This is a genomic window from Streptomyces sp. NPDC006997, from assembly GCF_040635175.1.
In the GTDB taxonomy this organism is placed as follows: Bacteria; Actinomycetota; Actinomycetes; order Streptomycetales; family Streptomycetaceae; genus Streptomyces.
The window spans coordinates 159,244-171,577 of record NZ_JBEYHH010000006.1 but is presented as its reverse complement, the minus strand read 5'-3'; the positions used below and the strand labels follow the sequence as shown (position 1 = coordinate 171,577).

Annotated in this window: 11 protein-coding genes and 1 pseudogene; 5 read left to right on the top strand and 7 right to left on the bottom strand. The window is 71.3% G+C overall.

The annotated features are described in order from the left end of the window. Nucleotides 1-87 precede the first annotated feature (87 nt). Nucleotides 88-1,161 carry an SIS domain-containing protein gene (locus ABZ659_RS08265; RefSeq protein ID WP_360214803.1) on the top strand — a complete coding sequence of 358 codons (1,074 nt, stop codon included), beginning with the start codon at nt 88-90 and terminating at the stop codon, nt 1,159-1,161. A gap of 501 nt (nt 1,162-1,662) precedes the next feature. Then, on the top strand, nt 1,663-3,129 hold the full coding sequence (locus tag ABZ659_RS08260; protein ID WP_360215087.1) for a PAS domain-containing sensor histidine kinase: 1,467 nt from the start codon (nt 1,663-1,665) through the stop codon (nt 3,127-3,129). Nucleotides 3,130-3,343: 214 nt separating this feature from the next. Here the strand turns inward: ABZ659_RS08260 and ABZ659_RS08255 are convergent, their stop codons facing one another. Further along, on the bottom strand, nt 3,344-3,601 hold the full coding sequence (locus tag ABZ659_RS08255; RefSeq protein ID WP_029383210.1) for a WhiB family transcriptional regulator: 258 nt from the start codon (nt 3,599-3,601) through the stop codon (nt 3,344-3,346). 320 nt (nt 3,602-3,921) lie between these two features. After that, nucleotides 3,922-4,890 carry a diacylglycerol kinase family protein gene (locus tag ABZ659_RS08250; protein ID WP_360214800.1) on the bottom strand — a complete coding sequence of 323 codons (969 nt, stop codon included), beginning with the start codon at nt 4,888-4,890 and terminating at the stop codon, nt 3,922-3,924. Between the two features lie 359 nt (nt 4,891-5,249). On the opposite strand from ABZ659_RS08250, the gene ABZ659_RS08245 reads away from it, so the two are divergent. Then, on the top strand, nt 5,250-5,708 hold the full coding sequence (locus ABZ659_RS08245; protein ID WP_360214797.1) for a hypothetical protein: 459 nt from the start codon (nt 5,250-5,252) through the stop codon (nt 5,706-5,708). A 12-nt stretch (nt 5,709-5,720) separates the two neighbouring features. Here the strand turns inward: ABZ659_RS08245 and ABZ659_RS08240 are convergent, their stop codons facing one another. The 3 genes from ABZ659_RS08240 to ABZ659_RS08230 form a co-directional block, all read right to left on the bottom strand. Beyond that, nucleotides 5,721-6,833 carry an RNA polymerase sigma factor SigF gene (locus tag ABZ659_RS08240; RefSeq protein ID WP_360214794.1) on the bottom strand — a complete coding sequence of 371 codons (1,113 nt, stop codon included), beginning with the start codon at nt 6,831-6,833 and terminating at the stop codon, nt 5,721-5,723. Further along, the gene (locus ABZ659_RS08235) at nt 6,830-7,243 is read right to left on the bottom strand and encodes an anti-sigma regulatory factor (RefSeq protein WP_004925829.1); all 414 of its coding nucleotides are present in this window, start codon (nt 7,241-7,243) and stop codon (nt 6,830-6,832) included. The genes ABZ659_RS08240 and ABZ659_RS08235 overlap by 4 nt, the downstream gene beginning before the upstream one ends. 264 nt (nt 7,244-7,507) lie before the next feature. Further along, nucleotides 7,508-7,768, bottom strand: a complete 261-nt coding sequence (locus tag ABZ659_RS08230) for a UBP-type zinc finger domain-containing protein (RefSeq protein WP_360214790.1) — start codon at nt 7,766-7,768, stop codon at nt 7,508-7,510. 61 nt (nt 7,769-7,829) lie between these two features. On the opposite strand from ABZ659_RS08230, the gene ABZ659_RS08225 reads away from it, so the two are divergent. Further along, entirely contained in the window at nt 7,830-9,428 is a 1,599-nt protein-coding gene (locus ABZ659_RS08225) for a Na+/H+ antiporter (protein WP_360214787.1), read from the top strand. A 10-nt stretch (nt 9,429-9,438) separates the two neighbouring features. Here ABZ659_RS08225 and ABZ659_RS08220 read toward each other — a convergent pair whose 3' ends face one another. Together ABZ659_RS08220 and ABZ659_RS08215 are read right to left on the bottom strand one after the other, a co-directional pair. Beyond that, nucleotides 9,439-10,353: a pyridoxal-phosphate dependent enzyme gene (locus ABZ659_RS08220; RefSeq protein WP_360214784.1), complete on the bottom strand. Its 915-nt coding sequence runs from the start codon at nt 10,351-10,353 to the stop codon at nt 9,439-9,441. Between the two features lie 49 nt (nt 10,354-10,402). Then, nucleotides 10,403-10,534: pseudogene (locus ABZ659_RS08215) on the bottom strand (N-acetylmuramoyl-L-alanine amidase); the annotation flags it as partial. Between the two features lie 354 nt (nt 10,535-10,888). On the opposite strand from ABZ659_RS08215, the gene ABZ659_RS08210 reads away from it, so the two are divergent. After that, a complete protein-coding gene (locus tag ABZ659_RS08210; protein WP_360214781.1) occupies nt 10,889-12,295 on the top strand; it encodes a family 2B encapsulin nanocompartment shell protein in 1,407 nt (468 codons plus the stop codon). Nucleotides 12,296-12,334: the final 39 nt, after the last annotated feature.

Below are 12,334 nucleotides of genomic sequence, written 5' to 3'. Positions count from 1 at the left end.
GGATCCCAATCTAACAGGCGCGGCGGGCCGTGGGGGAGTGCAATGGGAGGGAAGGCACGGGGGCGACCGGGTGGAGTGGAGGCTCCTATGAGCAGCGCGCCGCGCCTCGGCCACCGGGGTGACGCCCCGGGGCGGATCATGGCCCGCGAGATGGCCGAGCAGCCCGCCGTGCTCCGGCGGATCCTCGACGAGGGCGCCGGACCCGTCCGGCGGGTGGCCCGGGAGATCGCCGCCCGCGGGCCCCGCTTCGTGCTGCTGACCGCCCGCGGCACCTCCGACAACGCCGCGCTGTACGCCAAGTACCTGATCGAGATCCGGCTCGGCCTGCCCTGCGGACTCGCCTCCATGTCGACGACCACGACGTACGGCGCCCGCCCCGACCTCACCGACGTGCTGCTCGTGACCGTCAGCCAGTCGGGCGGCTCCCCGGACCTGGTCGCCTCCACCCGGGTGGCCCGCGAGGCCGGGGCCCTCACCCTCGCCGTCACCAACAACCCCGACTCCGCGCTGGCCGGGATCTCCGAGCACCACATCGACATCCTGGCCGGACCCGAGCGCGCCCTGCCCGCCACCAAGTCGTACACCGCCTCCCTGCTCGCCCTCTACCTCCTCGTCGAGGGCCTGCGCGACGGCGACGGCGCCCCCGCGCGGGCCCTGCCCGACCTCGCCGAGCGGCTGCTCGCCCGGCACGACGAGGTGCGCGCCCTGGCCGCCCGGTACCGGTTCGCCGAGCGCATGGTGATCACCTCCCGCGGCTACGGCTACCCCACGGCCAAGGAGGCCGCCCTGAAGCTGATGGAGACCAGCTACATCCCCGCCCTGTCCTACTCCGGCGCCGATCTGCTGCACGGTCCGCTCGCCATGGTCGACAACGTCTCCCCGGTGATCGCGGTGGTTCCCGACGGCAAGGGCGGTGAGGCGCTGCGGCCCGTCCTCGACCGGCTCCGCGGGCGGGGCGCCGACCTGGTCGTCATCGGCCCGCGCGAGCACGTCGAACGGGCCTCGGCCGGGTTCGTGCTGCCCACCGAGAACGTCGCGGAGGAGGTCCAGCCGGTCCTGGAGATCATCCCCCTCCAGCTGCTGGCCCACGAGGTCACCATCGCCCGCGGCCAGGACCCGGACGCGCCCCGGGCGCTGGCGAAGGTGACGGAGACCAGTTGAGGGGGGCTGGCGATGGCGATCGCCTCGTGCGGCCGGCCACCTGAGCGGCGGTCGCCACGGCTGAGCGGAGACCGGCTCAAGGGTGGGTGGAGCGGGGGGCGCACCGGCGCGTTGGCGGAAATTGGACCGACCTTCCGGCCCCACGGCCGACGCGTGCGGGTTAGGCTTGCCGGGCGTCAAGTCCAGTCAGTCTCCAACAACAAATACCGCCCGTGCATGGACACACTCCACTGGTCTAGTCCACAATCGGGTGAACGTTGAAAAGCCTCCGCCTTCCCCGCACAGGAAGGCGGATCGAGGAACCGGCGCTCTCTGCCCTGACTGCTCCGGCTCCTCTCCTTCGGCCGACCGGGACCGCACACCCCGCGGCCGTTGCTGCTCCGGGCTGCGGTGCCGGGAGGGTTGAGGGTCCCTCTCAGGCGCCGCGGCCCGCGGGTGTCTCCGGGCCCCGCGACCGTTGGGCCCCGGCTGGCCCCCAGGTACGCTCGCAGCGTGCCCTCCATGAACGAACTGGTCCGCCAGCACACCGCCCTCGACGACTCCGACCTCGAGTGGCTCCATCTGCTGGTCTCGGAGTGGCAGCTCCTCTCCGACCTCTCCTTCGCCGACCTCGTGCTCTGGGTCCCCACCAGTGACGGCACCCGCTATGTCTCCGTCGCCCAGATGCGGCCGAACACCGGCCCCACCTCCTACCAGGACGACATGGTCGGCCACCTCGTCCCGCGCGGCCGACGGCCCATGCTGGACGCCGCGCTCGACGAGGGGCGGATCGTGCGGGAGGGCGACCCGGAGTGGCGCGAGGAGGTCCCGGTCCGCGTCGAGTCCATCCCCGTACGGCGCGACGGCCGCGTCCTCGGGGTCATCGCCCGCAACACCAACCTGCTCACCGTGCGCACGCCGAGCCGACTGGAGCTGACCTACCTCCAGTCCGCCTCCGACCTCGCGCAGATGATCGCGGCCGGGTCGTTCCCGTTCCCCGACCAGCAGGTCGACATGGACGCCTCGCCCCGCGTCGGCGACGGCCTGATCCGCCTCGACGCCGACGGCACCGTCCAGTACGCCTCCCCGAACGCGCTCTCCGCCTACCACCGGATGGGCCTCGCCGCCGACCTCGTCGGCCACCACCTGGGGCAGACCACCGCCGAACTCGCCCCGTCCCGGGGGCCGGTGGACGAGGCGCTCGCCAAGGTGGCCAGCGGGTGGGCGCCGCGCGAGTTCGAGATCGAGGCCAAGGACGGGGTGATCCAGTTCCGGGCGATCCCCCTGAAGCCCAAGGGCACCCGCATCGGCTCGCTGGTGCTGCTCCGGGACGTCACCGAACTGCGCCGCCGCGAGCGTGAGTTGATCACCAAGGACGCCACCATCCGGGAGATCCACCACCGGGTGAAGAACAACCTCCAGACCGTGGCCGCCCTGCTGCGGCTCCAGGCCCGGCGCATCGAGTCCGAACGCGGGCGCGCGGCGCTGGAGGAGGCGGTGCGTCGGGTCGGCTCCATCGCCATCGTGCATGAGACGCTGTCTCAGAACCTGGACGAACGGGTGGAGTTCGACGAGATCGCCGACCGGGTGCTGGCGATGGTCGCGGAGATCTCGCCGGGCAAGGTCACCGGCCGTCGCACCGGCCGCTTCGGCATCCTGGACGCCGAGGTCGCCACGCCGCTGTCGATGGTGCTGACGGAGGTCCTCCAGAACGCGCTGGAACACGGCTTCCGGGAGGGGGACACCGGGACGGTCGAGGTGTCGGCCGTGCGGGGCGGCACCTCGAAGGAGGCGCGGCTGCTGGTCACCGTGCAGGACGACGGGGTCGGACTGCCCGCGGACTTCGACCCGCACACCTCGGGGAACCTCGGCCTCCAGATCGTACGGACGCTGGTGGAGGGCGAGTTGGGTGGCACCTTCGACATGGTCCCGGCGCCGGAGCGGGGGACGCAGGTGATCCTTGACGTGCCGGTGCGGTCGCAGAAGTAGAAGGGGGAGGAGAAGGAGGAGAAGGGCGAGGGGATCAGGGTCGACGTCGGGAAAGCAAAGGGCCCCGGACCCTTTCTCGGGTCCGAGGCCAGTGCTCGCTGCTGCTGTAAGTGCTCTAGCGCATCGGGGGTACTGCGCGCTGCGACTCGGGTGGCGGGAGATGCGTACTCGCTGTACGCGCCGCCAGGCTCAGACTGTCAGCGGGGTGGGTATGTCAGGCGGAGGCCTGACGGGCCCGGTTGCGGGCGGCGCGGCGCTTCATCGCGCGGCGCTCGTCCTCGCTGAGACCACCCCAGACGCCGGAGTCCTGACCGGACTCAAGCGCCCACTGCAGGCACTGCTCGATAACCGGGCAGCGACGGCAGACAGCCTTGGCTTCCTCGATCTGCAGCAGCGCAGGACCGGTGTTGCCGATGGGGAAGAACAGCTCGGGGTCTTCCTCGCGGCAAACGGCGCGGTGACGCCAGTCCATGGCTGCTACCTCTCCTTGGTATTACATGCTGATTGCTTGTGAATGTGAACGCTTTCACGAATCCCTCAACAAGTGAAGGGCCGACCGTCAGGTTTCCCTGGCGTGGTCCTGTGTGTTGGAGAGGGGTTCTGGTGATCTGTGGGGGCCGGTGTGTGGGGCCGTCCCGATCGCCACGTAGAGACTCGCAAACCTCAGCGGCGGATACAACCCCTTCCGAAAAGTTTTTTTTGATTCCTCGGTGTCGACTAGGTCACAGCCGTACTTCCATGGGGTGGATCCTGGCCTAAACGTTCGAGTGAAAGGACTTTAGCGTCTTCTGCTCACACAATCACACGCAGTGCACGGCGTACGCCTGTGAACGTCACGCTCGTACGCAGCCCCAGGTGGTCACCGTCCATCTGGAGGGGGAGTGGCGCCTTCGAATGCAAGGTGAAGTCGGTCAGGTCATGCAGGGAGGTGGCGTGCCTGCCATGAGGTCCGCGCTCGGGGGACGAAGTGAGCAACTGGGTGCCATACCGGGCAACCGCGGCGGTGGAAAGGCGGCTGAGGCCGAACACGTCGAGGCCGGTATCGAACGAGGCTTTAGGCGACGCGTACATGGGGCGATTGCCGAGGAACGTCCACGGGGCGGTGTTCGAGACTATGGAGAGCACCAGGCCCTCGACGGGTTCCTCGCCGTGCTGTTCGAGGGTGATCGTCCCGTGCCGCCGGTTGGTCTCGCCGAGGAGCTGGCGGACGACCTGGCGGACGTAGAGGGCGTGGGTCGACTTCCTGCCGCGCTCGCGCTGCTGCTCGACGCGGCCCACGACGCCGCCGTCGAAGCCGAGGCCGGCGTTGAAGGTGAACCAGCGCGACGGGACCGCCTCGTCCTCGCTGCCCGGGGTGCCGGCGGCGAGTCCCAGGCCGACGGTCCGCTCACTGCCCTCGCGCAGCGCGTCGAGCAGGGCGCCGGTGGCCTCCACGGCGTCGTTGGGGAGGCCGAGGGCGCGGGCGAAGACGTTGGTGGAACCGCCGGGGACCACGGCGAGGCCGGGGAGGTGCTGGGGGTCGGGGCCGTTGTGTAGCAGGCCGTTGACTACCTCGTTGACGGTGCCGTCGCCGCCGAGCGCCACGACCAGGTCTATGTCGTCGCTCTCCGCCGCCTGCCGACCGAGGTCCCGCGCGTGACCGCGGTACTCGGTGGTGACCGCCTCCAGCTTCATCTCACTGGCGAGCGCGTGGATCAGCACATCGCGCGTACGTGCGCTTGTGGTGGTTGCCGCCGGATTGACCACGAGAAGTGCACGCATGGAGGGCAGCGTACCTACTGGGTGGTACCGGGCGAACCCCGGAGTACGGATCAGCTCCCTGCCGGGGCGCCATCCACCGTTGCCGCGGGCAGTCGCCTGCGGCCTTGGCCGCGGGCAGTCGTGCCGCTGGGGCGCTGGGGACCCCTACTGCTCGGGCGAAGCCGAGAGCTAGGGGGAGAGTGGCGCGAGGGGGAGGGTGGCGCTGGGGGGGAGGGTGGCGTTGGGGGGAGGCACCCCGCGGCGCCGGGCCGCGCGACCCACCCCCACGCCAGCGGCCACGCCGGGCACCCCGTCAACGCCGGTCCCCGCGCCTCACCCCGACCCACGGCACCGCTCCCACCCCCGGCTACCCTGCTCACGTGAGTACCCCGCCGCAGACCCCGCAGGACGACCGCCCCCGCCGCCTGGTGGCCGCCGCCGCGCTCACCGCCCTGGAGGGGCTGGTGCTGTTCGGCGGCGGAGTCTGGATGCTCGTATACGGCCTGGCCGGGAGCCCCGACAACGAGCGGCAGGCCGTGACCGGCGGCATCACCCTCGCCGTCCTCGCCCTGCTGCCCCTGCTCGCCGCCCGCGGCCTGCTCGCCCGGCGGAGCTGGAGCCGCGGCCCCGCCGTCATCACCCAGCTCCTGGCGCTGCCGGTGGCCTACAACCTGCTCCAGGCCGACAGCGCGTCCATCCCCGCGGGCATCGCCCTCGCGGTCGTGGCCGTCACCGCGCTGGTGCTGCTGATGAACCCCGCCACGGCCCGGGCCCTCGGCATCCGCGGACCCGGCCGCACCGACGAAGAGGCCGACAGGACCGACACCGCCGGAAAGTGACCGGGGCGGCGGCTACTCCTCCACCAGGAGCTTCTCCCGCAGCTGCGCCAGCGTCCGCGCCAGCAGCCGCGAGACGTGCATCTGGGAGATGCCGACCTCCTGGGCGATCTGCGACTGCGTCATGTTCGCGAAGAAGCGCAGCAGCAGGATCCGCTTCTCGCGCGGCGGGAGATCCTCCAGCAGCGGCTTGAGCGACTCCCGGTACTCCACGCCCTCCAGCGCCTCGTCCTCCGCGCCGAGCGTGTCGGCGACCGCCGGGGACTCGTCGTCGGTGTCGGGGACGTCCAGGGACAGCGTGGAGTACGCGTTGGCGGACTCCAGGCCCTCCAACACCTCCTCCTCGGAGATGGCCAGCTTCTCGGCCAGCTCGTGCACCGTCGGGGAGCGGCCGTGCAGCTGGGACAGCTCCGCCGTCGCCGTGGTGAGCGACAGCCGCAGCTCCTGGAGGCGGCGCGGCACCCGGACCGCCCAGCCCTTGTCGCGGAAGTGCCGCTTGATCTCGCCGACGACGGTCGGGGTGGCGTACGTGGAGAACTCCACGCCACGGTCCGGGTCGAAGCGGTCGACGGACTTGATCAGACCGATGGTGGCGACCTGGGTGAGGTCGTCGAGCGGCTCGCCGCGGTTGCGGAAGCGGCGCGCGAGGTGCTCGACGAGCGGCAGGTGCATCCGCACCAGCTGGTTGCGCAGCTCCGCGTACTGCGGGCTGCCGTCCGGCAGCTGGCGCAGCTCGACGAAGAGCGCGCGCGCCCCACTGCGGTCCGGCGGTTCGTGCCGCGTGCCCTGCGTGCCCGGTGCGCGCAGCGCGTCCTGCTCGGAGTCTCGCTCGTGCTCGCTCATCGTCCCGCCCGTTGCCCTTCCCCGTGCCCTCGCCGCAGCTCGGACAGGGGTGACCCCGCTCCGCCGTTCCAGAGGCGCGCTCTGTTCGGCACCTCCCTGGTCGCGCTCCCCGCCGACCGGGGACTCCGCCGGGCCGCCGGTGTCGTCCTCCGGGTGCGGCCGGGCCTGCTCGGGGATGCCGTCCGCCATGTGCCTGGCTCCGCTGGAAGGTGGAATTCCGCCCTTGGCCGGCAGCTCACGTGTGCCGCGCTCTTCGTCCCGCACCGGCCCGTCCCCGTCCCTCACGCCGGACCAGGTCCCGCGCCGCGCTGTTTGTAGAGGCTGATCGATACTGTCTTGTCCTCGTCGACGGCGGAGGAGACCTTGCCCGCCAGGGCGGACAGCACGGTCCAGGCGAAGGTGTCCCGCGAGGGGGCGTGGCCGTCGGTGGTCGGCGCCGAGACGGTGACCTCCAGTGAGTCGTCGACGAGGCGGAAGACGCAGCTGAGCACCGAGCCGGGGACGGCCTGCTGGAGCAGGATCGCGCAGGCTTCGTCCACCGCGATGCGCAGGTCCTCGATCTCGTCGAGGGTGAAGTCCAAACGGGCCGCGAGACCGGCCGTGGCCGTCCGCAGCACCGACAGGTAGGCACCCGCGGCCGGCAGCCGGACTTCCACGAAGTCCTGGGTCGCGGGCTCGCCTGCGATCTGGGACACCCTCACCTCCAAGGTGGTACATGCTGTTCGGGCCGGGGGTCTCCCCGGGGGAACACGATGTGGTTCAGCGGTGACGCTACCGCGCCCTCGACGATCCTGTCCCCGGGACCCCGACCCCGTGCTGTCACTCATAGTAAACATACATATACGCACAGTGGCTAGGGGGTCTGCGGGCCCAATTGGGAGAAGCGCGCGCCGGGTTGACGTACCCACACGTCAGACGGTCGAACCGTCCTGCGGTCGGTCAGGCTCGGTCGGGTCCGGTCAGGCCAGGACGTGGTCCACGAAGCACCAGCGCCAGCTCTCGCCGGGTTCGAAGGTCCGCATCAGGGGATGGCCGGTCTCCTTGTGGTGCTCCGTCGCGTGGCGGCCCGGTGAGGAGTCGCAGCAGGCGACGTGTCCGCAGGACAGGCACAGCCGCAGCTGGACCGGGTGGGTACCGTCCGCGAGGCACACCAGGCACGTGTCGCTGAGCGGCGCGGGTTCGGGGTGTGGCAGCGCGTCGGCGTGCGTGCACTGTTTCATGATTGCCAGATTACGACGCGCGTGCGGGTGACCGTACGGAAAGAGCTGGGGGAGAGGGCGCATGGACGTGATGCCGCTGTTGTTGCTGGTGGCGGGCAGCGCGGTGGTCGCGGGGGCGGCCCGCAGGACGCCGGTGCCCGCGCCGCTGCTGCTGGTGGCGGCCGGGCTGGCGGTCTCGTACGTCCCCGGGGTGCCCGACTACCACATCGACCCGCACGTGATCCTGCCACTGGTGCTGCCCCCGCTGCTGCACCTGGCGGCGATCGACAGCTCCTACCTCGACCTGCGCGCCCAGCTCCGGCCGGTCGCGCTGCTGTCGGTGGGCTATGTGCTGTTCGCCACGGTCGCCGTCGGCTGGGCCGTCCACCTGATCGTGCCGGACCTGCCGTTGACCGCCGCCCTGGTGCTGGGCGCGGTGGTGGCGCCGCCGGACGCGGTGGCGGCCACGGCGGTCGCCCGCCGGGTGGGACTGCCGTCCCGGATCACCACGATCCTGCAGGGCGAGTCCCTGGTGAACGACGCCACCGCGATCACCGCCTACCGGGTGGCCCTCGCCGCCGCCGTGGGGGAGGGCGCCACCTGGGCGGGCGGGATCGGTGAGTTCCTGCTGGCGGCGATCGGCGGCATCGGCATCGGGCTGGTGCTGATGGTGCCGATCCACTGGCTGCGCATCCACCTGAAGGAGGCGCTGCTCCAGAACACCCTGTCGCTGCTGATCCCCTTCGTCGCCTACGCCGTCGCCGAGCAGGTGCACGCCTCCGGTGTCCTCGCGGTCGTCGTCGTGGCCCTCTACCTCGGCCACCGCGCCTGGCAGGTCGACTTCGCCACCCGCCTCCAGGAGGACGCCGTGTGGAAGATGGTCGCCTTCGTCCTGGAGTCGTCGGTGTTCGCGCTCATCGGCCTGCAGCTGCCGGTCGTCCTCAGGGAACTGGGCGAGTACGAGGGCGGCACCGCCCTCTGGTACGCGGTCGCCGTCTTCCTCGTCGTCGTCGTGGCCCGGTTCGTGTGGGTCTTCCCGGCGACCTACCTGCCGCGGCTGCTGTCGGCGCGGATCCGCGAACGCGAGGAGGACCCCACCTGGAAGGGACCGTTCATCATCTCCTGGGCCGGGATGCGCGGCGTGGTCTCCCTGGCCATCGCCTTCTCCGTCCCGGTGACAACACACCACGGGGAGCCCTTCCCCGGCCGCAACCTGATCCTCTTCCTGACCTTCACCACCGTCATCGGCACCCTCGTCCTCCAGGGCCTGACGCTGCCCGCGCTGATCCGCGTGCTGAAACTCCCCGGGCGGGACACGCAGGCCGAGACGCTCGCCGAGGCCAACGCCCAGGCGCAGGCGTCCCGGGCCGCCGAGCAGCGCCTCGACGAACTCCTCGCCGACGAGCGCAACGCCCTGCCCGAGCCGCTCGCCGACCGGCTGCGCGCCGTCCTGGAGCGCCGCCGCAACGCCGTCTGGGAACGCCTCGGCCAGCCCAACCCGATCACCGGTGAGACCGCCGACGACACCTACCGGCGACTGTCGCGCGAGATGATCGGCGCCGAGCGTGAGGTCTTCGTACGGCTCCGCGACGCCCGCTACATAGACGACGAGATGCTCCGCTCCCTGCTGCGCAGCCTGGACCTGGAGGAGGCCGCCGCCTACCGGGAGACGCACCCGTGACGCCCGGGGTTCAGGGGAAGGGGCGGCCCGTGATCACCGCCGCCACGGTGCTCCCGCGCGGGAAGGCGCCCTCCGCGGCGAGGGCCGCGAGGCCGTACAGCAATTTGGCGACATAGAGACGTTCCACGGGTAGGTCGTGGCGTTGTTCGAAGTCCGCGGCGAACGCTTCGAGTTCCGGGCCCGTGCGGGCGTAGCCGCCGAAGTGGAAGCGTTCGTCCAGGGACCAGGCGCCGCGCGGGCCGCCGAACGCCCGCTCCTGGAGCGCGCGTATCCCGGAGCCGAGGAAGCCGCCCCTGAGGACCGGCACCCCCAGCGCCCGCTGGCCGGGGCCCAGCCCCGCGGCGAGACCGGCCAGCGTGCCGCCGGTGCCGCAGGCGAGGGCCACCACGTCGGCCCGACCGCGCAGTTCCGTACCGAGGGCCGCGCAGCCACGTACGGCCTCGGCGTTGCTGCCGCCCTCCGGGACGACGTACGTCTCCTCGGCGTCCGCCGCGCGCAGGACGGCCGCCAGGGTGTCGGGCTCCGCCTTGTGGCGATACGTCGATCTGTCGACGAAGTGCAGCCGCATCCCGTCGGCGACGCACCGGGCCAGGGAGGCGTTGAGCGGCCGGTCGGCCAGCTCGTCACCGCGGACCACGCCCACCGTGGGCAGCCCGAGCAGCCGGCCCGCGGCGGCCGTGGCCCGCAGGTGGTTGGAGTAGGCGCCGCCGAAGGTGAGCACCGTACGGCCGTGCGCCGCCCGCAGGTTCGGGGCGAGCTTGCGCCACTTGTTGCCGATCAGCTCCGGGTGGATCAGATCGTCCCGCTTGAGCGCCAGACCGACGCCGTGCCGCCCGAAACGGTCGTCCGCCACCTCCTGGAGGGGAGAGGGCAGGCGAGGGCGGAGGGCGGCGAGGCCGGGCGCTTCCTGGGGGTGGCTGGGCACGGGTCCATTGTCGGGGACCGGGGGGCCGCCGGTCAGGGGCGGCCCCGTCTCACGTGAGGCGCTCGTGTATGCGCCGCCGCATCCGCTTCATCGAGAACCCGCGCGGGTCGGTCTTCCCGGGCTGCCACTCCCGGTGCCCGATGACCGACCGCTCCGTCCAGCCGTGGTGGCGGCAGTTGGCCCGCAGCCTCGCCAGGAACTTGGCCGCGGACATCGGTGAGGCCATGGCCCCGCCTCCTTCACCCGTGCGCGACGACCGCCCCGCGCGACCGTCTCGTACCGCTGGATGTACCGAAACGGAGGTGGCCGGAATCCTCGTTCGTACAGCGTGCGAGCCGATCCGGACATGATGCGGACGGGTGTGCGGAGGACCGCGCGGCGCTGGAGGGGGACCCCAGTCTGCCCTGGCGGGTGCTGATCCATTCCCGCTCTTTCGGGTAATAGCACAGACACGTTGAGTGATGGAAGGCTCTTGCACGAGATCGGTGTCCGGCACAGACCGCCGCCGGGCGCACAACCGGGAGGGCAGTTCCATATGTCGGTAGGCGAAGAGGTCCGCACGGAAGAGACCAGGCCGCAGCAGAGCCTTGGCACGGCGGCCGCGCGGAATCTGGCCACCACCACCAAGTCCGTCCCGCAGATGCAGGAGATCAGCTCGCGCTGGCTGCTGCGGATGCTGCCGTGGGTGGACGTGAAGGGCGGTACGTACCGGGTGAACCGGCGCCTCACCTACGCCGTCGGCGACGGCCGCATCACCTTCGTGCAGACCGGCGACCGCGTCGAGGTCATCCCCGCCGAACTGGGCGAGATTCCCGCGCTGCGCGGCTACGAGGACGAGGAGGTGCTCGCGGAGCTGGCCCGGCGCTGTGAGCAGCGCGAGATCGCCGCGGGCGAGGTGATCGCCGACTTCGGCAACCAGACCGACGAGGTGTACCTGCTGGCGCACGGCCGGGTGGAGAAGGTCGGCTCGGGACCCTACGGCGGCGACGAGAGCCTCGGCGTCCTCGCCGACGGCGCCCACCTGGGAGAGCAGGCGCTGCTCGACCCGGACGCCATCTGGGAGTACACGGCCCGCGCGATCACCGCGTGCACCGTCCTGGTGCTCACCCGGCAGGACGTCGAGCAGGTCGCGGAGCGCTCCGACTCGCTGCGCGAGCACCTGGAGGTGCTGCGGGCCATCCCCGAGCAGCGCACCAACAAGTACGGCGAGAAGGAGATCGACCTCGCCGCGGGCCACGAGGGCGAGCCGGACATCCCGCACACCTTCGTCGACTACGAGTCCCGACCCCGCGAGTACGAACTGAGCATCGCCCAGACCGTGCTGCGCATCCACTCGCGCGTCGCCGACCTCTACAACCAGCCGATGAACCAGACCGAGCAGCAGCTGCGGCTCACCGTCGAGGCGCTGAAGGAGCGTCAGGAGCACGAGCTGGTCAACAACCGGGAGTTCGGGCTGCTCCACAACTGCGAGTACGACCAGCGGATCCAGCCGCACGACGGCGTGCCCGGCCCGGACGACATGGACGAACTGCTCAGCAGGCGGCGCGGCACCAAGCTGTTCCTCGCCCACCCGCGCGCCATCGCCGCGTTCGGGCGTGAGCTGAACAAGCGCGGTCTGGTCCCGGAGACCATCGACATGGCCGGGAACCGCATCCCCACCTGGCGCGGTGTGCCGATCTTCCCATGCAACAAGATCCCCGTCACCGAGGCTCGTACGACCTCGATCATCGCGATGCGGCTCGGTGAGGAGGACCAGGGCGTCATCGGGCTGCGGCAGTCCGGCATCCCGGACGAGATCGAGCCGAGCCTCTCGGTGCGGTTCATGGGCATCAACGAACAGGCGATCATCAAGTACCTGGTGACGGCGTACTACTCGGCCGCGGTCCTCGTCCCGGACGCGCTCGGTGTGCTGGAGAACGTCGAGATCGGCCGCTGGCAGTGACCCTCCCGACCGGTCTGCCGTGTTCCCGCCCGAGCGGCG

Coding starts and splice junctions, on each gene's coding strand:
- ABZ659_RS08265 (WP_360214803.1), top strand. CDS start 88: ATGAGCAGCGCGCCGCGCCTCGGCCACCGGGGTGACGCCCCGGGGCGG.
- ABZ659_RS08260 (WP_360215087.1), top strand. CDS start 1,663: ATGAACGAACTGGTCCGCCAGCACACCGCCCTCGACGACTCCGACCTC.
- ABZ659_RS08255 (WP_029383210.1), bottom strand. CDS start 3,601: ATGGACTGGCGTCACCGCGCCGTTTGCCGCGAGGAAGACCCCGAGCTG.
- ABZ659_RS08250 (WP_360214800.1), bottom strand. CDS start 4,890: ATGCGTGCACTTCTCGTGGTCAATCCGGCGGCAACCACCACAAGCGCA.
- ABZ659_RS08230 (WP_360214790.1), bottom strand. CDS start 7,768: ATGAAACAGTGCACGCACGCCGACGCGCTGCCACACCCCGAACCCGCG.
- ABZ659_RS08225 (WP_360214787.1), top strand. CDS start 7,830: ATGGACGTGATGCCGCTGTTGTTGCTGGTGGCGGGCAGCGCGGTGGTC.
- ABZ659_RS08210 (WP_360214781.1), top strand. CDS start 10,889: ATGTCGGTAGGCGAAGAGGTCCGCACGGAAGAGACCAGGCCGCAGCAG.